This is a genomic window from Massilia cavernae, assembly GCF_003590855.1.
In the GTDB taxonomy this organism is placed as follows: Bacteria; Pseudomonadota; Gammaproteobacteria; order Burkholderiales; family Burkholderiaceae_D; genus Telluria_A; species Telluria_A cavernae.
Window position 1 is genome coordinate 1 of sequence record NZ_QYUP01000169.1, and the last position, 23,371, is coordinate 23,371.

A 23,371-nucleotide genomic window follows, 5' to 3' on the forward strand; every position below is an offset into this window, starting at 1 on the left:
CGTGACCTGGGAATCGGTCCATCGTGCGCCTTCCATATCGCCCGTACGATTGATCGGGTCGAGACGGCCTGCTGCCAGTTTTCCCGCTTCTTCGACAACAGCAAGTGCGGTGTCGAGATCGAGGTCCAGTTTACATGCGCTCGCATGTGCGCTGAGCGGAAAGACATGGTTCAGCAAAAGCTGATGTCGCTTAAAGGAGGTTGGTATTGGCTCATTTCAATTCCATTTCATAAACCCATTGGGGATACGCCAGAGCTCCCCTGATGGGCAAAATTGCCGGTTAGTATTGAATAGTATTCAATGCATCGCCGACCATTTCACCCCTCTTTTTGAGAGGGGAAAACGGCAGAGCGGCACCGATACGGGAGGGCTGCGCAGCACGAAATCCAGCACTTTGTGAACGACGGCATAGGCACACAATGTGCCCTTACCTTTCGAAAATCGGCTCTCGCTTCTCAAGAAACGCCTGTAGGCCCTCCCGGAAGGAAGGCAGGTCAAGCAATTTGCGCTGCCGTTCCTTTTCGTAATCGAGTTGCGCCGCAAGGCCTTGTGCGGCGGCGGCATCGAGGGCCCGGCGGGCTTCGAGTGTGCTGTGTGCGGGCGCTTTTGCCAGGCGCCGCGCGACACTCCTGGCTTCATGCATCAGCGCCTCGTCGTCAACGCACGACCAGATCAATCCCCATTCAAGCGCTTTATCCGCAGGCAGGCGCTCGCCGAGCAACATCAAGCCCATTGCCCGTGCACGTCCTATATGCTGCGGCAAGTACCAGGTCGCGCCCATATCGGGCACGATACCCAGGCGCGGCAGGAACGGTGCGAGGAAGTAGGCGGAGCGAGCGGCAAGCACGATATCGGCAGACAAGGCAAGGCTGATACCGGCCCCAACCGCTGCGCCGTTGAGTGCAGCGACGATGGGGAACGGGAATCGTTGCAGGGCAAGGACGACGGCGTTGTACCGTTCCTCCATCATCTGTGCGCCGCGCTGACCGACGGATGCACCGTTCCCGGCGGGTGGATCGCCCAGCTTGGCGCCGGAGCAAAATGACTTGCCTGCCCCGGTCAGAATCAAAGCGCGAACGTCATCACGCATGATCAACCGATCAAGCGCTGTCATGATTTCAAGGCAGACGTGCTCGTCCAGGCCATTGTGTATCGCCGGCTGGTTCAGCATCAGCACCGCCAAGCCATCCGCCACATCTACGAGGATTGATTCGAAATCCATGCCTTCACTTCTCCGCTGCGATAATTAAGCGACCTGCCTTGTTTGGTCCTTCCAGTACTTTTCTCGCACCTGGCGCCGAAGTACCTTGCCGACGACGCTCAGCGGCAAGGCGTCGACGAAGGTAATCGTCTTGGGCACCTTGAACCGGCCAATGCTGCCCTTCACGTGATCGATCAAGTCGTCCACAGCTGCCGCTGTACCGGCCTTCAGCACGATTTCGGCATGTACGGCTTCGCCCCATTCCTCATGCGGTACGCCCACCACGGCCGACATGGCGACGGCGGGATGGGAATTGAGCGCCGCCTCCACTTCGACCGCATAGACGTTGAAGCCGCCGCTGATGATCATGTCCTTCTTGCGGTCGACGATATAGAGAAAGCCTTGTTCGTCGAGATAGCCAAGATCGCCCGACTTCCAGAAGCCATTGCAAAATTCGGCCGCCGTTCCTTCGGATTATTGAAGTAGCCGGAGATAGTCGCCCGGGATCGAATCCAGACCTCTCCCGTCGCCCCTGCCGGAAGCGGATTGCCGGCTTCGTCCATGACGCGCAATTCGACGGTGAGGGACACCCTGCCAGCCGAAGCAAGGCGTTTGGGGTCGGCGCCAATGTGATCAGCCTTGCACAGCGTGGTCGCCGGCTGCAGGCATTCGGTCGAACCGTAGATCTGCAGGAAGATGTTGCCGAAACGGTCCTGCAGTTGCTTGAGTTTGCTCGGACTCATCGGCGCGGCGCCATAGTAGACGGTACGCAGCGCCGAGAGGTCATGACTGCTGGCCTCCGGCAGATCGAGGAGCCAGTACAACAGCGTCGGCACCAGCCCTGACATCGTGATTCTCTCTGCCTCCAGATTGCGGCACCATTGTTTCAGGTCCGCCACGTTCTGCGTTACCGTACAGCCCCTTTGAACAGGGTCGGCAGCATGCCCAAGCCCGAGCCGTGGCTGATGGGCGCCATGTGCAGGTAGCGGGAATCGGCGTCGAATACCGCTTCGTTCTCCGCATAGAACGCATCCCGGCATGCCAGCCAGTTGTCCATCGTGTACTGCGCGCACTTGCTCTTGCCGGTGGTACCGCCGGTGAAGCGGTAGATCAGGATGTCGCGGGTAGAGTCGCTTTCAACGCTGGGATCGGCATCGGAGACGCCTTCGAGCAAATCGTAAAAGTAGTGCAATCCGTCGCGTGCGGCTGCTGGAGGGTCCATGCAGACGACAGTCACGCCGCGCTCGTGCAGCATGTCGACATAGCGATCCAGCAGTGCATTCTCCAGGAACACCACTTTCGGTTTGATGAACTCCACCTGCCAGCGGTGTTCATCGATCGAGTCGCGGAAATTGGTCCAGGCTGCAGCCGCTTCGCCCTTGAGCGCAGTCCAGGTGTGCAGCATGGAGAGGTTGTCGTTCTCGAGGATGCACAGGTATACGTCGCCGCGGCGCAACTGCAGGCGCTCGCGCATCATGTTCACGATGCGGTTCGTAAATAGATGCAACTCGCGATGCGTAAAGCGGCGCATGCGCTCAATGTTGACTAGCGCCTCTTTGTCGGCATGGTGCATCGCAACTTGGCTCATTACCTGTGCGAAGTTTATTTTCATCGCTTGTCTCCGCTATATTTCTTGGTGTTGAAGGTAGGGTGCGCTGCGCGCACCTTTGCAGCAGCAAGGACTCCGGTGCGCACAGGCGCAGCGTATTAGTCCCCTTCGACGATCACCGTCTTGCCTATATCTGCCCAGCCCTGCGCCTTGGGCAGATAGCGTTCCTCGATGACACTGCGCTTGATTTTCATGGTGGGCGTCAGGAAGCCGGCGTCGGTTGTCCAGAAGTCTTTCACCACGACCACGAAGGCCAGCTTTTCATGGCCTTCCAGCATGGCGTTCACGCGGTCGAGCATGCCCTGCAATTCCGCCTGCAGCTTTTCGCGGGCTTGCGGATCTTGCAGTTCCTTGCGCGCCTCGAGGCCGAGCATCAACAATGCAAAAGGCTGCGGGAAGGCCGGCCCGGTCACGCATACCGCTTCCACCTTCGGATGGCCGAGCTTGTTTTCGATGGGCGCGGGCGCGACATACTTGCCCTTGCTGGTCTTGAAGATTTCCTTGACGCGGCCAGTGATCTTCAAGCGGCCGATTTCGTCGAGTTCGCCCCGATCGCCAGTCTTGAAGAAGCCGTCTTCCGTCATGCTTTCCGCCGTCAGTTCGGCCTGCTTGTAATAGCCCAGCATCATCGTGGGCGCCTTGAGCAGAATCTCGCCATTGTCCGCAATGCGGCATTCCACCCCCGGCAGCGCCTGTCCCGAATAGCCCGGCCGGACCTGGCCCGGGCGGCTGTAATGGGAGTACGAGAAGTTCTCCGTCATGCCATACACGTCCAACAGCTCCAGGCCGAGGTTGCGATACCAGTTGGTGATCTCGTGCGGCAGCGGCGCCGATCCAGTGAAGGCAATCCGGGTGGCGTCCAGTCCCAGCATGGTCAGGATTTGCTTCTTCATGGCATCGGCTTGCGGCGATTGGGTGGCGAGCAGCTCCTGCTGTGCGGGCGGCAGCTTGGCGCACACGCCCTGGTAAAACTTGGTCCACAAGCGCGGCATCGAGATGAAGACCGTGGGACGTGCGCGCTGCAAGTCCTGCGCGAAGGTCGCCAGGCTGTCGTTGAAGTAGACACGGAAGCCGTGGCACAAGGAATTCGATTCGACGAAGGAACGCTCAGCCGTATGCGCCAGCGGCAGGTAGGACAGCACGCGATCGCTTGGGGTGAAGCTGCAAAACTCCCCGGCCCCCGTCGCGTAGGCCAGGATCGTGCCAAAGCTGTGCATGACGCCCTTGGGCCGGCCGGTGCTGCCCGACGTGTAGATGATAGTGGCAAGCTGATCCGGTGACGGCAGCTGCACGTCTTGCAGCGGTTGTACCTCGGCAACGATGGTCTCCCATTGCCGTACCGTCGGCAAGGAGGGCGACAGCGGCAGGCCGATCATTGGCACATTCGGCGGCACAACTTTCTGGATGTCGTTCCAGGCGTCCGCCTTGCCGTCGAGCCTGCCGACAATCACCACGCGCGTATCGGCGTGCTCGAAAACGTATTGCGCGGTGTCGGCATTCACGGTCGGATACAGCGGCACCGAAACATGCCCGGCCATCCAGATCGCGAGATCGGCAATGATCCAGTGTGCGCTGTTCTTGCCGATAATCGAGATGGCGCTTTGCGGGGGCAGATCGAGCGATTGCAGGTAGGCCGCCATGCGCCGCGCCTGATCGCCGACTTCCTTCCAGGTATAGTCCACGACCCGCCCGTCAGGCATGGACTCGGTGAGATAAATTGCTTCAGGCTGGGTCCGTTCCCAGTGCAGGAAGCGGTGGACCAGGGTAACCAGGTTATTGTCGTTCAAGATCGTCTCCTCTTATAATTTTTCGACAGCGCGCCATGTAAAGCCAGTCTTCGTTAGCGTTCGTTCTTCAGCAAATCCGGCAACGCGTCAAGGTGAAAGCCGTCAAACGGAATGCTCTTTTCATGCTCCTGCAGTTTCCAGGAGCTCCGCGCGTTCGGCCCGCCGCCATCGACACGGATGCAACTACCGGTGATGAATGCCGCCGCCGGCGACAGCAGAAACACGATGGCCGCCGATACCTCGGACACCGTGCCGTAGCGTTGTACCGGCACTGCCTTGGGAAATTCGAGAATCTTTGCAACGGCATCGCCGGTATAGTTATCGAAGCCGCTGGAAGCGATCATGCCCGGTGCCACGCTATTCACGCGCACGCCGGCAGCCGCCCACTCGCAAGCTGCGCTTTCGGTCAGCGAGGTCATTCCGGCCCGGGCCGCGCCCGAATGAGCAAAACCTGGCAAGCCGTTCCACATGTCGGCGGTGAGGTTGACGATAGCCCCGCCATGCTGTTCCATCCAGCGCGTGTAGACCTCGCGCATGAAGATGAAACCGCCGACGAGGTTGCTGCGCACTACCGCGTCGAATCCCTTGGTCGAGATGTCCTTGATTGGCGAAAAATACTGCCCTCCGGCATTGTTGACCAGGCCATCGATGCGACCTTGCTCTGCCAGTACCGCTTCGACAACGGCGCCCACCGCAAGCTCGTCGCGAATATCGCACGCATGCGAGGAAACGCGACCACCTTCGGCCTCGATCTCTGCCCTCACCTTTGCCAACTTGTCGGGATTGCGGCCAACGATAACAACATGCGCTCCCAACCATGCGAGCTCATGCGCAGCACAACGGCCAATGCCGCTGCCGCCTCCCGTCACGATGACGACCTTGCCGTCAAACAAGTCCGGCTTGAAAATTGATTCGTAATTCACGCGATTCTCAATCTCGACATGAGCAGTCGTTTAGCCAATCGTCCAGCACTGCCCTGGCGTCCTGGCCGCGCCGCGGGATGGGGCCAGGCTGCGCCAATGGCGTACTGGAGAAACGGGGTGCCGGATTCGCCTGCAAGACACCATCAATAGTGCTGTAAACATCGCGGGCAACCATGTGCGGATGCGCCGCCGCCTCGTCCGGATTCAATACCGGTGCAAAGCAGGCATCGCTACCTTCCAGCAAGGCGCACCATTCGTCACGCGTGCGCGTTGAGAATAGTACGGAGAAGCGCTCATGCAGCCGCGGCCAGGCATTCACATCATGTTGGTTCGCATAGCCGGGGTCGTCGGCCAGGCCGAGCTTGTCCAGCAGGATGCGATAGAAACGTGGTTCGAGCGAGCCCACAGTAATGAAATTCCCATCCGCGCAACGATAGCTGCGATACCAGTGCGGACCGTCGAGAATGCCGCGCCCACGTTCGTTCGGCAACTCGCCGGCCGACTTCAGGCCCAGCATCAGGTTCATCATGTGGGCGCTGCCGTCCACGATGGCCGCATCGACCACCTGGCCCTTGCCTGTCGCACGCGCACTCATCACGCCAGCCAGCACGCCGACCGCCAGGTACATCGCACCGCCGCCGATATCGCCGACCAGGCTGGGCGGCGGCATTGGTGCTTCGCCGGGCTGGCCGGACCACCACAATGCGCCCGACAAGCCGATGTAGTTGAGGTCATGGCCGGCGGCATGCGACAAGGGACCCGTTTGGCCCCAGCCTGTCATGCGGCCAAAGACCAGCTTCGGATTGCGTGCCAGGCACACATCCGGTCCGAGACCCAAGCGTTCCATCACGCCGGGACGCATGCCTTCGAGCAGCGCATCGCAGCTTTCCACCAGCTTCAGGACAGTCTCGACGCCCTCTGCGGTTTTCAGATCCACTGCGATCGAACGCTTGCCGCGGTTCTGGATCGCGTGCTTGCCGATGTCAAGATCTTCCGCGCCGGCCTGCAGGCGGTCAACCACCACCACATCGGCGCCCATGTCCGCCAACAACATGCCGCAGAACGGCCCCGGGCCGATTCCGGCGATTTCCAGAATGCGCAAGCCTGCCAGGGGCCCGCTGTGAGTTCGAGTCATGCTTATCCCCATGATGAAATTCGGTTGGCTTAAGCCTGCATGCACTTAATGGCTTCTTCAATCAGGGCTTGCACCTGCGCGTTGGAGTCCGCATAGGCACGTGCGTTGCTCCAGTCGGCGATCTTCGCAAAGTTCGCTTCCAGGGCTTCCGGCGACAATTCCTTGTCAGAGATGTACACCGGCGCAGTGTCCATGAGTTGGGTCGCAGTGAACACGCCGCCGCCGGCGGACAGGATGGTCTTGGTCGGCGCGTTTTCGCTGACCAGGAACAAGGCAGCTGGCGTCACTTGTTCCGGCTTGATGCGCTCGAGCATGGCTTCCGGCAGCACGTCGTTCGTCATGCGGGTTGCCGCGACCGGGGCGATGGCGTTGACGCGGATGTCGTTCTTCTTGCCTTCGAGCGAGAGGGCGTTCATGAAACCGACCACTGCCATCTTGGCTGCTGCATAGTTGGACTGGCCAAAATTGCCGAACAGGCCGGATGCCGAGCTCGTCATCAGGACACGGCCGTAGTTTTGCTCACGCATGATGTCCCATACCGCCTTGGTGCAGTACACCGAACCCATCAAGTGCACATCGACCACGGCCTGGAAGTCGGCCATGTCGATCTTGGACAGCGTCTTGTCGCGCAGGATGCCTGCATTATTGATCAGCACATCGACGCGGCCGAATTCGGCCATGGTCTGTTCGACCATCGCCCTGACCTGTTCGACGTCGGTCACATTGGCGCCGTTGGCAATTGCCGTACCGCCGGCGGCACGGATCTCCTCGACCACCTTCAGCGCCGCTTCGGAAGAGCCGCCTTTGCCGTCACGCGCGCCGCCAAAGTCGTTGATTACTACCTTGGCGCCACGGGCGGCCAGGCCCAAAGCGTGCACACGGCCCAAGCCATTACCCGCACCAGTCACAATCGCCACACGGTTGTCAAAACGAATCGTCATGCTTTTTCTCCAGAATAAAAATTTAAAAATTAATCAAATTGACGCAGGATCGATTCTGCGACGCAGACAGGCTTGCTTGCGCCTTCCATCTCGACCGACATTTCGAAGATCATTTGTGCGCCGCTATTTTCAATCGGCTCCCACGACTGCAACTTGATATGGGCACGCAGGCGGCTGTTGACCGGCACCGGTTTCAGGAAACGGACCTTGTTCAGGCCGTAGTTCACACCCATCTTGAAGCTGCGGATCTCGAAGGCAGTCGCGAAAAAGGCCGGCAACAGGGAGAGGGTCAGGAAGCCATGTGCGATTGGCGCGCCGAACGGACCGGATTTTGCCCGTTCTACATCGACGTGGATCCATTGGTGGTCGCTGGTCGCATCGGCAAAGGTGTTGATGCGCGCCTGGTCGATCGTGAGCCAGTCGCTGGTGCCGACCTGTTCTCCTACCAGGTTTTGCAGGTCATTGATGGTTTCGTAACTCTTCATGGATGACTCATTCAATCGTTAAAAAAATAGATACGGCTTACGCGCGCATTTCGTCTTGCAACGCTGCCGCGCACACTGCATCGTGCCGATCGCTGCTGCCCAATAGCAGGTCAGCGACGATCGCATGCTTGTAGTAGTGGCCGACCGCGTACTCTTCGGTCATGCCGATACCGCCGTGCAACTGGATCCCCTGGCCGCACACTAATTTCGCCGCACGGCACACCAGTGCCTTGGCCGCCGACAGTGTCTTTTGCCTGCTTGCCTCATCATCGTTCGCAACCGAGGCCAGCGCTGCATGCAACATCGAGCGCGCCAGCTCCATCTCCGCCGCCATGTCCGCCATGCGGTGCTGCAGCGCCTGGAAGTTGCCGATGGGCACGCCGAACTGTTGGCGCGTCTTCAGGTATTCGGCGGTGAGCTCGATGGTCTTTTCCATTGCGCCGACCAGGTCCGCACACAGCGTGACGATGCCCTGTGCCAGGCCGGCACGCAGCGCGGCAAGGCCGCCTTCCATCACATCGTCTGGGCCGACTTGCACGCCGTCGAAGGTCAGTTCTTCGGCCCAGGTCCCATCATGCAGCGGCAATGCCTGGCGCTTCAGGCCCGCGCTGTTGGCGTCGACCAGCAGCAACTTGATCTCTTTCGATCCCGCGACCTGGACCGAGACGATGAACTGCTGCGCATCCCTGGCGCCCAGCACGAGCGACTTGCGGCCCTGCAGCACATAGCCGTCGCCGCTCTTTTCCGCGCGCAGCAACACCGGCTCAGGCATGCCGCGAGATTCCGGCTCGCTGTAAGCAAGCGCAATGCGCAAGGAGCCGTCGGCGAGCTGCGGCAGCAGGCGCTCCTTCTGTGCGGTCGTGGCACCGGCCACCAATGTTTGCGCAGCGAGCACGGCGCAGCCGAGGTAGGGTTCCAGCACCAGGCCACGCCCCAATTCCTGGGCGATGATCGCGGTGTCAATCAAGGAACCGCCCAGACCGCCGTACTCTTCCGGCAAGGCGGCCATCAGCCAGCCGTTCTCGGCAAATGTTTGCCAGTTGCCGGCACTACCGCCCTGCTTTGCATTGACCAGCGCAGTGCGCGTCTCGAAGCCGTACGCCTTGTCGACGTAGCGGCGCACGCTGTCCTGCAATAGCTGTTGTTCCGAATTCAGATTGAAATTCATCAGAACTGCTCCAAGAAACCCTGTCCTTCAGGGCTGGGAGTGAAAGGAGCCGGGCGCGTAGCGCCCGCGGCCGTCCAAGTGAAAAAATGTATTGAACTTTGTTGTTGGTTCACTGTCAAACTCCATAAGTGCAGCAGTAAGCGATTACGCGCTGGGGCATGAGTCACCTGTACCGTTTTTTCCGATCCGCAGTCGCCTTTAGGCGAGGTCGAGAGATATCCTGCGGATTGAATAAGAAGCTGGGCTACTTTCAGTCCGGCTTCCGTCTGGGGCATCAGACGCCAGCAGTGGGAATCCCCTTCCGTTTGCGAAGGGGAGGATGTCAAATCTGTCCTGGGTATTAAAGTTGGAACAGCATCTTGGCGATGATGCTGCGCTGTACTTCGCTGGTGCCGCCATAGATGGTCGATGCGCGATGGAAGAACATATTGTTGGCCATGCCGCGTGCGACTTCCTGCAAAGGCAACAAGGGCTGTGCCGGATCGAGTTCCTCATGCGGATCGGGATACGCGACGGCGCCATAGTCGCCCAGCGCTTCGACCATCGCCTCGCTGATTTTCTGCTGCAATTCGGTCCCGCGAATCTTCAGCATCGAGCCCAGCACATGCGAGGCAGGATGGTGTTCCTGCTCCATCTTGGCCACGCGCTGCACGAACATGCCGAGTGCCTGCAGTTCGGCATCCAGGCGCGCCAGCTTCAGTGCAAACTCCGCGCGGTCGATCAGACGCTCGCCACCAACACGCTGCGCCGTCGCCAGTTGTCGCAATTGCTGCATATAGCGCTTCTGCACCGGCAGGTCGGCGGTCGTCGCATGCTCGTTATTGAGCAAGAACTTGGTGATGTTCCAGCCCTGCCCTTCGGCGCCGACCAGGTTTTTCAGCGGCACCCGCACGTTGTCGAAAAAAACTTCGTTCAGGTGACACGCGTCGTCGATGCTGCGAATCGGGCGCACCGTGATGCCGGGCGTTTTCATGTCCACCAACAGGAAACTGATCCCGGTCTGCTTCTTCACATCGGGATTGGTGCGCACCAGGAGGAAGATCCAGTCCGACTCGTGCGCATAGCTGGTCCAGATCTTCTGGCCGTTGACCACGTAGTGATCGCCGTCGACGCCCTTGGCCAATTCGGCCCGGGTTTCAGCGATGCCAGGTCGGAACCGGAACCCGGCTCCGAGAAGCCCTGGCACCACAGGCGCTCGCCGTTGAAGATGGCAGGCATGTGCTCGGCCTTCTGCGCCGGGGAGGCGAACTGATTCATCACCGGGCCCAGCAATTTTGCGCGAAGGGATCCTGCGACGGTGTGCCGGCGGCGCCGCATTCCTCGTCGAATACCAGGATCTGCGGCACCGACCAGCCGGTACCGCCATGTTCCCTGGCCCAGTACGGGGCGCCCCAGCCTTGCGCATTGAGCACCTTCTGCCAGCGCATGACTTCTTCGCGCCGCGAGCGCGTGCTGCGCGGCAGCCCTTTCAGCTCAGCCGGCACCCTGGTTTGCAGGAATTGCCGGACTTCCTGACGGAAGGCTTCAAGTCCGGAATCGGGTTGAAAATCCATTGCGCTACCCTCTGCTTAAATGCGATACATGGTGACCACCGCCGCACCGCCGATGCCGACGTTGTGCTGCAGCGCGATGCGCGCGCCTTCTACTTGACGCCGGTCGGCCTTGCCACGCAGTTGCTGCACGAGTTCCGTGCATTGCGCCAGGCCGGTGGCGCCGATCGGATGTCCCTTCGACAGCAGGCCACCGGAGGGATTAACCACATATTTGCCGCCGTAGGTGTTGTCGCCATCGTCAACGAACTTCTGTGCGCCGCCTTCCGGGCACAGGCCGAGCGCTTCATAGGTGAGCAGCTCGTTGTGCGCGAAGCAGTCATGCAGTTCAACCACATTAACGTCTTCGGCGCCGATACCAGCTTGCTCGTAAACCTTGCTGGCTGCTGCGCGCGACATGGAAAAACCGGCGATGTTGCGCATGTCACCGGCGTTAAAGGTTTCCGGGCCGTCGGTGGTCAACGCTTGACCGGCAATCCAGACCCGCGAATCGAGGCCGTGCTTCTTCGCATAGTCTTCGCTGCACAAGACGACTGCCGCTGCGCCGCAGGTCGGGGGGCACGCCATCAGTCGGGTCATCACGCCGGGCCATACGACCTGGTCGGCCAGCACTTCTTCGGTCGTCAAGACTTTGCGGAATACCGACATCGGATTGTTGGCAGCATGACGGCTGGCTTTCGCACGGATCTTGGCAAAGGTTTCCAGCGGTGTGCCGAAGCGCTTCATGTGCTCGACGCCGCCGCCGCCGAAGATGCGTAGTGCCGGGGGAATATCCTGTTGCCCGAGAAGGATGTCGCACTGCTGCATGAACAATTCAGTCGGATTCGGCTTGTCGGCAAATTCGAACCCAGCGCACCCCGATTCATCTGCTCGAAACCGACGGCCAGTACGATGTCCACTTCGCCGCTGGCAATCGCTTGGCGTGCCAGATAGATAGCGGTGGAGCCGCTGGAGCAATTATTGTTGACATTGACGATAGGAATACCGGTCATGCCGACGTCGTACAGCACACGCTGGCCGCAGGTCGAATCGCCATAAATATAGCTGGCAAAAGCCTGCTGGATCGATTCATACCCCACGCCGGCATCGGCCAATGCCGCGCGTACGGCCTGTGCGCCCATCACCGGTAAAGTTTCGCGTCTGGCCGGGCTTCTTTGAAGGAATATCATGCCGACACCGGCAACCACAACCTTCTGCGTCATATCTTCTCCTTTGGTTTCGATCCCCTCACTGGCAAGTATGCCAACAATATCCGTCTGGCCAAAAAGAAACATGTCCTCGGCCGAGTGAGGTCAGTGTATGAACGATAGGCGTGAGGACGGCATACCGCCCCCCTATTTCGTACTGAGGATTACCCACAAATTCCTTGACTATGAAATCATTCATTCTTCCGAAAGATAAGGTACATCTGCGAAATTTCATGCAGAGCCAGGAATCCTCGCCAAAGCACTGTCATGCCGGGAGGACGGTCTCGCTTGCGCCCGAGGTAGCCGCCCAGCTTGGCGATCCACAGTATTGCTTCTCCCAAGGTGGGCGGCTGTTGCGGAACGCTGCTAACGGCGTGCGTCCGACAATACAAGGCTTGCCACTCGAAACGCTGCAACAACACTTCACAGGAAACATCCGCATCCAGTCGCCCCAACAGTGTGGCGTAAAGAATTCGCCAAGCGATGACGGCAAACAGGGCGGTAGCGCGGATGAAGCGCTTCACATCGCCAAACTGCCGCGCCTCAATCTGGCAACCACTCTTGAGTACTCGGTGCCATGTTTCAATCGTCCAGCGGCGCGCATACCAAGACAGACGTTCCAGTGCCTGCTCCATGGTGTGGGTCGCTACCGAAGTGAGCAACATCCATTCGATCGGGTCCTGTCCTTGCGGCGGGTCAATTTCGATGGCCCAAATCGCATATGCATCTACCTCGGCCAGCCCTTTGACCTTGCAGCTCTTCGGTTTGCGAATGCGTACCGGGGCGCAGCGTATTGCCATCTGCGCAGTGCGTTCGGCTCTCTTCCCGCGCTCAGGTATACGCAACGACGTTGTTCCCATCGGCGCAACAGACTGCATCGCTTCCCACAAGTAAGCTTCGGGGTGGTTCACTCGGCGATTCCAGGCCGCGCGCACCAACCACTCCACATCGGGACTGCGCTCTGCAACAAACACGTCGTACAGATCGCCCTCGCGATCGCACACTCCCACGATTTGCGTCCCACGACATTGGGATTTGAGCGCCGTCATGTGGTTCAAACCCTCGATCCACTTGACGCTCTCCTTCTCATCTATCGGCAACTTCTTGCGCAATGCTTTCTTACCCAACTGCGCCAGAGGCCGCACCCACGTCTTCAGTCCCAGAACACCCAAGGGCAAGCCTTCCGGCGTGAGCGCGAGCATGCTATGCATGAAGAATCCCCTCACGTGTTTGTGGGTGCAGTAGCCCAATCCCTCGGTGGCTGGCAGATGCGTCAGGTTGTATTCGGTCGTGTCTTGGATTGCCAGAATCACTGGCACTTCGCGCATGCGTGCCAGCGTCTGTCCAATGTGCGAAGTCAGGATGCCATCCGTGTCGACCTCCTCGTTGTCGAAAAAACGATAAGCGGCCTTGAGCTGGGCCTGCGACAGCGACTGCGGAAACGAACAATGCGGGCTCTTGGCCAACTGGCGTGCCAGCGCGACCAGTCGAGCGGTCCGGCGTGCGTCGCCCAAGTCGGCTGCGCCGAACTCGTCGATTGCCCAATCGTTTTCGATTTCCTGAGACAAGGGTATGCATCGCAATTATTGATGGCTAGAAAGTTAACATCGTTTTTTGTTGTTTACAACGCTTTTCTGCATACCATCGAGAACGCTATGCAAAATTTGTGGGTAATCCTCAGCTATTTCGTAGGGGGGAATGCAAGTGGGCAAGGACGGCGTTGCCTGGTATCAAATAGCGCAATTACCCGCCTGCACTCTCACTCCCTCGCCTCAATCCCCCCCGGAAAGGGTGGCGACCTGCTGCTGGCGTCCGCCTTACCTTTTATACACAGAAATATATCCGGCACGGATCGCTCCGACTTTGCCAACCATGATCACCACATGCAATGAGAAGGGAAACCGAAATGAAACAGCGTGAAGTCGTCATCGTCAGCGGCGTGCGTACCGCCATCGGCACATTTGGCGGTAGCCTGAAGGAATTTTCACCGACCGGGCTGGGCGCACGCCTGGTGCGCGAAGCGCTCTCCCGCGCCGGCGTTTCCGGCGACGAAGTCGGACATACCGTGTTCGGCAACGTGATCCAGACCGAGGCGAAGGACTTGTATCTGGCACGCGTGGCCGCGGTCAATGGCGGCGTGTCGGAAAACGCACCGGCCCTGACCCTCAACCGCCTGTGCGGCTCCGGCCTGCAGGCAGTGATTACGGCGGCGCAAAGCATCCTGCTGGGCGATGCCGAGATCGCTATCGGCGGCGGCGCCGAAGTGATGAGCCGTGCACCGCACCTGATGCCGGCCGCACGCTGGGGCGTGCGCATGGGCGATAGCGCCCTGGTCGATACGCTGCTCGCGTCGCTGCACGATCCCTTCCATCAAATCCACATGGGCGTGACCGCCGAGAATGTCGCTGCGCGTTACGGCATCTCGCGCGAACAGCAGGATGCCGCCGCAGCGGAATCGCACCGTCGCGCTGCCGCCGCGATTGCTGCCGGTTACTTCAAGGACCAGATCCTGCCGCTCACGTCGGAGACCCGCAAGGGCACGGTGGTGTTCGATACCGATGAACACGTGCGTGCCGATACCAGTGCCGAGAAGCTGGCGACCATGCGCGCCGCGTTCCAGAAGGGTGGTTCCGTTACCGCAGGCAATGCGTCGGGCATCAACGATGGCGCCGCTGCGTTGGTGCTGATGGAGGCATCTGTCGCCGAGCGTCGTGGCGCCAGGCCGCTGGCCCGCCTGGTCAGCTACGGCTTTGCCGGCGTCGATCCAAAGTACATGGGCATCGGCCCGGTACCGGCCAGCCGTCAGGCATTGGAACGCGCCGGCCTCTCTGTTCAGGATCTGGACGTGATCGAATCGAACGAAGCCTTCGCGGCACAGGCGTGCGCGGTGCAGGATGAACTCGGTTTCGATCCGGCCAAGGTCAATCCGAACGGCTCTGGCATTTCGCTCGGTCATCCGGTCGGCGCCACCGGCGCAATCATCACCGTCAAGGCCCTGCATGAATTGCAGCGTATCGGCGGGCGCTATGCGCTGGTGACGATGTGTATCGGCGGCGGACAAGGCATCGCGGCGATTTTTGAACGAATCTAATTCCTGGCCATGAATAAAGAGCTCCTCGAACAATACGGACCGCGCGACGCGATGGAATACGACGTCGTCATCGTCGGCGGCGGCCCGGCCGGCTTGTCGGCTGCCATCCGCCTGAAACAACTGGCAGCGGAAAAGGGAACTGAGGTCGCCGTCTGCGTGCTGGAAAAAGGCAGCGAAGTCGGTGCCCATATCCTCTCCGGCGCCGTGATGGACCCGATCGCCATCAGTGAACTGTTCCCCAACTGGAAAGAACTCGGTGCCCCGCTGAACGTTCCCATTACCGAAGACCGCTTCCTGTTCCTGACCGAAAAGAAAGCGATCAAGACCCCGAACTGGATGTTGCCTGCCTGCTTCCAGAACCATGGCAATTACGTGATTTCGCTGGGCAATGTGGTGCGCTGGCTCGGCCAGCAAGCCGAAGCGCTGGGCGTGGAAATCTTCCCCGGCTTTGCCGCTGCCGAAGTGCTGTACCACGAGGATGGATCGGTCAAAGGTGTTGCCACCGGCAATGTGGGCATCGGCAAGGATGACCAGCCGACCGATGCCTTCCAGCTCGGAATGGAACTGCATGCGAAATACACCTTCTTCGCCGAAGGTGCGCGCGGCCACCTGGGTAAGCAGCTCCTGGCGCAGTTCAACTTGAATGAAGGCAAGGACCCGCAAACCTATGGCATCGGCATCAAGGAATTGTGGGAAATCGATCCCAGGCTGCATCAGCCGGGTCTGGTGATCCACACCGCCGGCTGGCCGCTCGATAGCAGTACCTATGGCGGCTCGTTCCTGTATCACCTCGACAACAATCAGGTCGCCGTCGGCTATGTGGTGGGCTTGGCGTATGAAAACCCTTACCTGTCGCCGTTCGAGGAATTCCAGCGCTACAAGACGCATCCGGAAATCCGCAAGTTCTTCGAAGGCGGCAAACGCCTGTCGTATGGGGCACGGGCGATCACCGCTGGCGGCCTGCAGAGCTTGCCGAAACTGACTTTCCCGGGCGGCGCCTTGATTGGCTGCGACGCCGGTTTCCTCAATGCGTCGCGCATCAAGGGCAGCCATGCGGCGATGAAGACCGGCATGCTGGCCGCTGAAGCGGCATTCGACGCGCTCTCCCATCAACGGCAGCATGACGAACTCGTTGATTATCCGGCCGCTTTCCATCGCTCGTGGCTGCATGAAGAATTGTACAAGGCGCGCAACTTCAAGCCGTGGATGAGCAAGGGCTTGTACCTGGGCACCTTGATGGTTGGCATCGACCAGGTGCTGTTCAAAGGCAAGGCGCCGTGGACCTTGCGTCACACCCATGCGGACCACGAATGCCTGAAGCCGGCCAGGGATTGCACGCCGATCGCCTATCCGAAGCCAGACGGCAAGCTGACCTTCGATCGCTTGTCGTCGGTGTTCATCTCGAACACCAACCATGGCGAAGACCAGCCGGCGCATCTGACCTTGCAAAATGCGGCGGTGCCGGTGGAGGTCAATCTCGACAAGTATGCCGGACCGGAAGCGCGTTTCTGCCCGGCCGGCGTGTACGAGTTCATCAAGACCGACGCCGGCGAAGATCGCTTGCAGATCAATGCGCCGAACTGTGTGCACTGCAAGACCTGCGACATCAAGGACCCGACCCAGAACATCGTGTGGGTCACACCGGAAGGTGGCGGCGGACCGAACTACGCGAACATGTAAGCTGGGGAAACCATGTTGAAGAGTACCGAAGGTGTGTCGCATGAGGTTGCGCATTCGGGGCACGAAAAAACCCGCGCCTATTTCGAAATGCGGGTTAAGCCAATCCCTTGAGAATCGGTGAGACAATTCCTTTCTGACTTACACCGGAGAACAGGTTGTAGAATATTTCGCTGGGATCCCCCTGGGATCCCCGTCTTTCGGGGATTTCTGCTTTGTGGGTAGAAATTACTGAGCTGCATTCCAAAGTCTCTTATCATGTAAAAGCGTAAAGATTTAAAGGTGGCTCCGTCGGTTCGGCGAGTCAAGGACAGCGAAGGGGAGACGCGCCATCTCAGCGTGCTTAACAAAACCTCCGGCTTGCTAGGAGGACAACATTCCCCTTACACTGAGCCGTTCTGAACGACCGCTGTCGTTAAGGGTTGTCCGATGTCGGCCGCTTCCACAGACCTGAATTGATGCGCGCAAGCGTTCCCGGCCGGCGTTGGGCAAGCCCCGAAGGAGGAAACCGCGGGAAGTTTAGTTGTCGTCAGCCTTTGTCATAGGCTATGGCGATTTGACCGGCGCCGTTGGCTGGGAAGGTGCCAGTTGGAGCGGGCGAGTTGGCATCGATGGCGTATATAAGACCTGAAACGGTCACGGGGGGCGTCGCCTGTTCGGTGGTTAATCGATTGAAATTGAGACGCTGCGGCAGGACAGGCAAAGGAGCTCCGCATCGGTTTTGGCCGACGGTCGACGCGCTTGTGGCGCAAGCCTATGTTGTCGTTGTCGCTCATGGAGGTGCTCCCTGGTGCCGTGCTGGTGCCTGAATTGCTTTGATCGGCAAGAAGATGGCGGTGATCGCCATCGGCGCGCCGCAGTGCCGGCAAATGAACATCGTCGAATTGCGCTCGACAGGCTGTGTGTCGACGGCGGGCGCCGGGACGCGCAGTAATGCGCGCGCCCTGGCCAGGTTGGCCTTGCGTCCCGCGTTGGCGAACAGCCCGTAGTGCCGGATCCGGTGGAAGCCGCTGGGCAGGACATGCAGCAGGAACCGGCGCATGAACTCGTCGGCGCCGAGCGTCATCGTCTTGTGCATCTGATCCTTGGCACGGTAGTCCTTCCAACGAAATGTCACGCCGCGCTCGTCCATGGCGACAAGCCGCCGGTTCGAGATTGCGACTCGATGCGTGTAGCGGGACAGGTAGGCCAGCACCGCCTCGGGCCCGGCGAACGGACGTTTGGCGTAGACCACCCACTCGCAACGCCGCAGCGGCGCCATCCAGCGCGCGAAGGCGGTCGGTTCCGTCAGTGCCGCATGCTCGCCGAGGAAACGTAACTGGCCGGCGCGATGGGCCGCGCCCAGCGCTTCGAGGAAGCGCCGCCGGAACAAGCGCGAGAGCACGCGCACCGGCAGGAAGAATCCCCGCCTGCAGGCGACCCAGCGCTCGCCGTCCTGCGACAGGCCGCCGCCGGGGACGATGCCGTGCACATGGGGATGGTGGGTCAGCGCCGAACCCCACGTGTGCAGCACCAGTGTGGCGCCGATGCGCGCGCCCAGGTGCTTGGGATCTGCGGCGATGGTACACAGCGTCTGCGCCGCGAGCTCGAACAGCAGTCGGTAGAGTACGCTTTTGTTGTGCCAGGCGAGCGCGGCGACCGTCGCCGGCAGGGTGAAGACGACATGATAGTACTCGACCGGCAGCAATTCGTTGCGGCGCGCTTCAAGCCAGCGGCGCGCGGCGCCGGCCTGGCACTTCGGGCAGTGGCGATTGCGGCAGGAGTTGTAGGCGATGTCGACGTGTTCGCAGGTGTCGCAGCGCAGCGCGTGCCCGCCCAGCGCCGCGCTGCGACACTGCTCGATGGCCGACATGACCTTGAGCTGGCCCAGGCTCAGGTGTCCGCGTTGGGCTTGTCGCCAGGCCGGACCGTGGGCGCGGAAGATGTCCGCGACCTCCAGGTCGGGGTGCTCCATGGCGCCCCCTATGCCGGCTGCAAGGTGTCGAGCGGGCTGATTACTTCGCGCAATAGATCGGTGGCGACCTGGGCGTACAGCGCGGTCGTGTCGAGCCGCTTGTGGCCGAGCAGGGTCTGGATCACCCGGATGTCGACCTTCTGCTCCAGCAGATGGGTGGCGAAGCTGTGGCGCAAGATGTGCATGGACACGCGCTTGTCGATGCGCGCCAGGTCGGCGGCGGCGTGGATGGCGCGGTTCAGCTGCCGTACGCCGAGCGGGTCGACGGGATTCTGTCCGGGGAACAACCAGCCGCCGTGCAGGATCTTGCCTTCGGCACGTGCCGTCCTCCACCAGGCACGCAGGCAGTCGAGCAGCGCCGGCGACAGCATGGCGTACCGGTCCTTGTGCCCCTTGCCTTGTTCCACGCGCAAGACCATGCGCCCGCTGTCGACATCGGTCACCTTGAGCCCGACCACTTCGCTTGCGCGCAGGCCGGCGCCGTAGGCGACCGACAATGCCGCCCGGTACTTGGGACTGCACGCCGAGGCGATCAGGCGCGCGGCTTCGTCCCGACTGAGCACTTGGGGAAGTTTGCGGGGAACCGGTACGGGATGCATCCTGGCCATCAGTTCGGGATGGTGGACGGTGACTTCGAAAAAGAACTTCAATCCGGTGATCGTCACGTTCAGGGCGTTCGACGTGAAGCCTTGTTCGACCAGGTGCAATTGGAACAAGCGCAGATCCTCGCTCGTGGCGGTGTCGGGCGGGCGGCCCAGGAAGGCGGCCAGCCGCCGCACGTGCAGCAGGTAGGCCGATTGGGTCTTGGGTGCGAGCTTGCGCATCCGCATGTCGTCGATCATGCGTTGGCGCAGCGGGGTGATGGCTTGAGTCATGATGCTGCTCCTGTTGGAATGAGGCCGATTGCCTCATTAACCAACATAGGAAACAGTTTAGAATTGCATCAGAAACCCCTGTCGACGACGACCCGCCGGCAGCGCCGAAGCCCAACTACCGCGCGAGCGGTTTAGTCCTTCGGCCACAAACAGTCGGTCGAGAGTCGGCTTTGCGGCTGTCCACTGAACAGGCGGCAGCTTAGAGAGGAGAACGGGTCTTGGCCAGTGTCGGGCGCAATCAGCCTTGCCCTTGCGGCAGTGGGAAGAAATATAAGAAGTGCCATGGGGACATCGAACACCTCGAGCACATCGCCAACGTGATGGCTGCTGTTCCCGCCATGCGCGCGCGCCACGAAGCGCAAGAACACCAGCGAACCGTGCAGCAAGGCCTTGGAAGACCGATCATCGCTGCGAAGATGGACGGCTATCAAATCGTTGCCGTCAAGAACCGGTTGCACTACTCGCAGAAGTGGAAGACTTTTCACGACTTCCTCATCAACTATATCGTCTCTGCCCTCGGCACAGAGTGGGGTAACGCTGAACTATTGAAGCCGCTCGACCAGCGGCACCCGATCTTGGTTTGGTACCACAAGCTCTGCGAACAGCAACGGCTGTCCATCAAGGAGCCGGGAAAGGTCGCGACTGCGCGGATGACCGGAGCGGTCGGGGCCTACATGAACCTAGCCTACGACCTGTATGCGCTCGATCACAACGCCGAGCTGCAGGCAAAGCTGATTCAGCGTATTCGCAACGCTGAACTTTTCCCAGGTGCGTGCTACGAGGTCCACGTGGCCGCCAAGCTCGTGCGTGCTGGGTTCGAACTCAAGTTCGAAAACGAAGACGACCGGAGTACCTCCCACTGTGAGTTCACCGCGACAAACACGCGCACTGGAAAGCAGTTTTCCGTTGAAGCCAAGCGCTCGGAAAGTGGGCGCATCACACGACAGCTCGTGCGCGCGCTCAACAAGACCGCCAGCTACACTCGCATTGTGTTCATCGACATGAACACCCCCGACCCATCAAATAGCAAAAACATACCGCCATATGTGCAGCGCGCCTTCGACTTGTTGCGACGCTTCGAAACCGTTGATCCTCAAGCCCAACGACTGCCGCCTGCCTACGTCTTCTTAACCAACGCGCCGTGGGATCATCATCTCGATAGCATCGAATGGCGACAGCTGGTGCTGGCCGACGGCTTCCACATCGAGGATTTCAAGCTCGACCACGCATTTTCCTCGCTACGCGACGCCATTACCAGCCGTCAGAATCACATCGAAATGCATGGTCTGCTCACGTCGATTCAAAAGCATTCCGAGATCCCATCCACCTTCGACGGCGAGAATCCTGAACTTGCCTTCGTCGACTCTAAGAGCCGGCTGCTTATTGGCAATAAGTATATAGTGCCGGGCGACGACGGCACCGAAGTTGAATGCATCCTGACCTCGGCGGTCGTTAATGAACAGGAAAAGATTGCTTTCTGCGGCGCCACCTCCATCGACGGGCGCGGAATTCTCTTTCGGGCGCCGCTATCAGACGCAGAGTTAGCTGCTTGGAAAAGGCACTCTGATACCTTCTTCGGCGAAGTCTCGAGAAGTAGTACGAGCAAGACGGCGCTCGACATGTACGACTTTCTTATGGAGACCTACTCCAAGTCGACAAAGGCGAAACTGCTTGAGTTTCTGGCCGCCGCACCGGACATTGTCCAGTTGGCCGCGCTCGATCAACCCGCACTGGCAAGCGTGTACTGTGAACGCCTTGCGACGCACCTTTTCGCTAAGGCGGGGCCAACACTCGGGCCTGTGCTGCAGACCAAGTGGCGAGGCTCTCCTCCGGCGCCCAACAAGCGTATGGACGAAGCAGAACGCTAGCGTCCCCGTTTCAGGCAGGCAACTTGGTCTCGCGACCGGCTCCTATGGGTCGAAGGACTAAACCGCTCGCGCGGTAGTTGGGCTTCGGCGCTGCCGGCGGGTCGTCGTCGACAGGGGTTTCTGATGCAATTCTAAACTGTTTCCTATGTTGGTTAATGAGGCAATCGGCCTCATTCCAACAGGAGCAGCATCATGACTCAAGCCATCACCCCGCTGCGCCAACGCATGATCGACGACATGCGGATGCGCAAGCTCGCACCCAAGACCCAATCGGCCTACCTGCTGCACGTGCGGCGGCTGGCCGCCTTCCTGGGCCGCCCGCCCGACACCGCCACGAGCGAGGATCTGCGCTTGTTCCAATTGCACCTGGTCGAACAAGGCTTCACGTCGAACGCCCTGAACGTGACGATCACCGGATTGAAGTTCTTTTTCGAAGTCACCGTCCACCATCCCGAACTGATGGCCAGGATGCATCCCGTACCGGTTCCCCGCAAACTTCCCCAAGTGCTCAGTCGGGACGAAGCCGCGCGCCTGATCGCCTCGGCGTGCAGTCCCAAGTACCGGGCGGCATTGTCGGTCGCCTACGGCGCCGGCCTGCGCGCAAGCGAAGTGGTCGGGCTCAAGGTGACCGATGTCGACAGCGGGCGCATGGTCTTGCGCGTGGAACAAGGCAAGGGGCACAAGGACCGGTACGCCATGCTGTCGCCGGCGCTGCTCGACTGCCTGCGTGCCTGGTGGAGGACGGCACGTGCCGAAGGCAAGATCCTGCACGGCGGCTGGTTGTTCCCCGGACAGAATCCCGTCGACCGCTCGGCGTACGGCAGCTGAACCGCGCCATCCACGCCGCCGCCGACCTGGCGCGCATCGACAAGCGCGTGTCCATGCACATCTTGCGCCACAGCTTCGCCACCCATCTGCTGGAGCAGAAGGTCGACATCCGGGTGATCCAGACCCTGCTCGGCCACAAGCGGCTCGACACGACCGCGCTGTACGCCCAGGTCGCCACCGATCTATTGCGCGAAGTAATCAGCCCGCTCGACACCTTGCAGCCGGCATAGGGGGCGCCATGGAGCACCCCGACCTGGAGGTCGCGGACATCTTCCGCGCCCACGGTCCGGCCTGGCGACAAGCCCAACGCGGACACCTGAGCCTGGGCCAGCTCAAGGTCATGTCGGCCATCGAGCAGTGTCGCAGCGCGGCGCTGGGCGGGCACGCGCTGCGCTGCGACACCTGCGAACACGTCGACATCGCCTACAACTCCTGCCGCAATCGCCACTGCCCGAAGTGCCAGGCCGGCGCCGCGCGCCGCTGGCTTGAAGCGCGCCGCAACGAATTGCTGCCGGTCGAGTACTATCATGTCGTCTTCACCCTGCCGGCGACGGTCGCCGCGCTCGCCTGGCACAACAAAAGCGTACTCTACCGACTGCTGTTCGAGCTCGCGGCGCGACGCTGTGTACCATCGCCGCAGATCCCAAGCACCTGGGCGCGCGCATCGGCGCCACACTGGTGCTGCACACGTGGGGTTCGGCGCTGACCCACCATCCCCATGTGCACGGCATCGTCCCCGGCGGCGGCCTGTCGCAGGACGGCGAGCGCTGGGTCGCCTGCAGGCGGGGATTCTTCCTGCCGGTGCGCGTGCTCTCGCGCTTGTTCCGGCGGCGCTTCCTCGAAGCGCTGGGCGCGGCCCATCGCGCCGGCCAGTTACGTTTCCTCGGCGAGCATGCGGCACTGACGGAACCGACCGCCTTCGCGCGCTGGATGGCGCCGCTGCGGCGTTGCGAGTGGGTGGTCTACGCCAAACGTCGTTCGCCGGCCCGAGGCGGTGCTGGCCTACCTGTCCCGCTACACGCATCGAGTCGCAATCTCGAACCGGCGGCTTGTCGCCATGGACGAGCGCGGGCGTGACATTTCGTTGGAAGG

General features: G+C 60.7%; 17 protein-coding genes and 4 pseudogenes. 5 read left to right on the forward strand and 16 right to left on the reverse strand.

Annotation, left to right across the window (positions count from 1 at the left end; translation table 11 throughout):
- Nucleotides 1-427 precede the first annotated feature (427 nt).
- From D3872_RS22305 to D3872_RS22355, 14 genes and pseudogenes are all read right to left on the reverse strand, one after another.
- Nucleotides 428-1,222 carry an enoyl-CoA hydratase-related protein gene (locus D3872_RS22305; protein ID WP_119812844.1) on the reverse strand — a complete coding sequence of 265 codons (795 nt, stop codon included), beginning with the start codon at nt 1,220-1,222 and terminating at the stop codon, nt 428-430.
- Between the two features lie 24 nt (nt 1,223-1,246).
- Entirely contained in the window at nt 1,247-1,570 is a 324-nt protein-coding gene (locus tag D3872_RS26795; RefSeq protein WP_229459478.1) for an AMP-binding enzyme, read from the reverse strand.
- Nucleotides 1,567-2,100, reverse strand: a complete 534-nt coding sequence (locus D3872_RS27560) for an AMP-binding protein (RefSeq protein WP_370660987.1) — start codon at nt 2,098-2,100, stop codon at nt 1,567-1,569. The genes D3872_RS26795 and D3872_RS27560 overlap by 4 nt, the downstream gene beginning before the upstream one ends.
- Nucleotides 2,101-2,108: 8 nt before the next feature.
- The gene (locus D3872_RS27165) at nt 2,109-2,813 is read right to left on the reverse strand and encodes a class I adenylate-forming enzyme family protein (RefSeq protein WP_274381760.1); all 705 of its coding nucleotides are present in this window, start codon (nt 2,811-2,813) and stop codon (nt 2,109-2,111) included.
- A gap of 95 nt (nt 2,814-2,908) precedes the next feature.
- Nucleotides 2,909-4,597, reverse strand: coding sequence for an AMP-binding protein (locus tag D3872_RS22315; RefSeq protein ID WP_119812845.1), 1,689 nt, complete (start codon nt 4,595-4,597; stop codon nt 2,909-2,911).
- Nucleotides 4,598-4,650: 53 nt separating this feature from the next.
- Complete coding sequence (locus D3872_RS22320; RefSeq protein ID WP_119812846.1) at nt 4,651-5,520, reverse strand: SDR family oxidoreductase; 870 nt, start codon at nt 5,518-5,520, stop codon at nt 4,651-4,653.
- Nucleotides 5,521-5,527: 7 nt separating this feature from the next.
- Nucleotides 5,528-6,655: a CaiB/BaiF CoA transferase family protein gene (locus D3872_RS22325; RefSeq protein ID WP_119812847.1), complete on the reverse strand. Its 1,128-nt coding sequence runs from the start codon at nt 6,653-6,655 to the stop codon at nt 5,528-5,530.
- A gap of 29 nt (nt 6,656-6,684) precedes the next feature.
- A complete protein-coding gene (locus D3872_RS22330; protein ID WP_119812848.1) occupies nt 6,685-7,596 on the reverse strand; it encodes an SDR family NAD(P)-dependent oxidoreductase in 912 nt (303 codons plus the stop codon).
- Between the two features lie 29 nt (nt 7,597-7,625).
- Complete coding sequence (locus D3872_RS22335; RefSeq protein WP_119812849.1) at nt 7,626-8,081, reverse strand: MaoC family dehydratase; 456 nt, start codon at nt 8,079-8,081, stop codon at nt 7,626-7,628.
- Between the two features lie 37 nt (nt 8,082-8,118).
- Nucleotides 8,119-9,249 (reverse strand): acyl-CoA dehydrogenase family protein, encoded by a 1,131-nt coding sequence (locus D3872_RS22340; protein ID WP_119812850.1) that lies wholly within the window; start codon nt 9,247-9,249, stop codon nt 8,119-8,121.
- A gap of 340 nt (nt 9,250-9,589) precedes the next feature.
- Nucleotides 9,590-10,372, reverse strand: a complete 783-nt coding sequence (locus D3872_RS26805; RefSeq protein WP_229459479.1) for an acyl-CoA dehydrogenase family protein — start codon at nt 10,370-10,372, stop codon at nt 9,590-9,592.
- Between the two features lie 133 nt (nt 10,373-10,505).
- Entirely contained in the window at nt 10,506-10,802 is a 297-nt protein-coding gene (locus tag D3872_RS26810) for an acyl-CoA dehydrogenase family protein (RefSeq protein WP_229459480.1), read from the reverse strand.
- Between the two features lie 15 nt (nt 10,803-10,817).
- Nucleotides 10,818-12,001: pseudogene (locus D3872_RS22350) on the reverse strand (lipid-transfer protein).
- Nucleotides 12,002-12,177: 176 nt separating this feature from the next.
- On the reverse strand, nt 12,178-13,554 hold the full coding sequence (locus D3872_RS22355) for an IS4 family transposase (RefSeq protein WP_119809467.1): 1,377 nt from the start codon (nt 13,552-13,554) through the stop codon (nt 12,178-12,180).
- A gap of 338 nt (nt 13,555-13,892) precedes the next feature.
- On the opposite strand from D3872_RS22355, the gene D3872_RS22360 reads away from it, so the two are divergent.
- Both D3872_RS22360 and D3872_RS22365 read left to right on the forward strand, forming a co-directional pair.
- On the forward strand, nt 13,893-15,077 hold the full coding sequence (locus tag D3872_RS22360; protein ID WP_119812851.1) for an acetyl-CoA C-acyltransferase family protein: 1,185 nt from the start codon (nt 13,893-13,895) through the stop codon (nt 15,075-15,077).
- A 9-nt stretch (nt 15,078-15,086) separates the two neighbouring features.
- Nucleotides 15,087-16,757, forward strand: a complete 1,671-nt coding sequence (locus D3872_RS22365) for an electron transfer flavoprotein-ubiquinone oxidoreductase (RefSeq protein WP_119812852.1) — start codon at nt 15,087-15,089, stop codon at nt 16,755-16,757.
- A gap of 769 nt (nt 16,758-17,526) precedes the next feature.
- Here the strand turns inward: D3872_RS22365 and D3872_RS22370 are convergent.
- Together D3872_RS22370 and D3872_RS22375 are read right to left on the reverse strand one after the other, a co-directional pair.
- The gene (locus D3872_RS22370) at nt 17,527-18,708 is read right to left on the reverse strand and encodes an IS91 family transposase (protein ID WP_119809002.1); all 1,182 of its coding nucleotides are present in this window, start codon (nt 18,706-18,708) and stop codon (nt 17,527-17,529) included.
- 8 nt (nt 18,709-18,716) lie between these two features.
- Nucleotides 18,717-19,583, reverse strand: coding sequence for a tyrosine-type recombinase/integrase (locus D3872_RS22375; protein ID WP_119809001.1), 867 nt, complete (start codon nt 19,581-19,583; stop codon nt 18,717-18,719).
- 215 nt (nt 19,584-19,798) lie between these two features.
- Here D3872_RS22375 and D3872_RS27565 point away from each other — a divergent pair.
- The 3 pseudogenes from D3872_RS27565 to D3872_RS22390 form a co-directional block, all read left to right on the forward strand.
- Nucleotides 19,799-19,876: pseudogene (locus D3872_RS27565) on the forward strand (SEC-C metal-binding domain-containing protein); the annotation flags it as partial.
- 1,767 nt (nt 19,877-21,643) lie between these two features.
- Nucleotides 21,644-22,509, forward strand: a pseudogene (locus tag D3872_RS22385) (tyrosine-type recombinase/integrase).
- 8 nt (nt 22,510-22,517) lie between these two features.
- Nucleotides 22,518-23,371, forward strand: a pseudogene (locus D3872_RS22390) (IS91 family transposase); the annotation flags it as partial.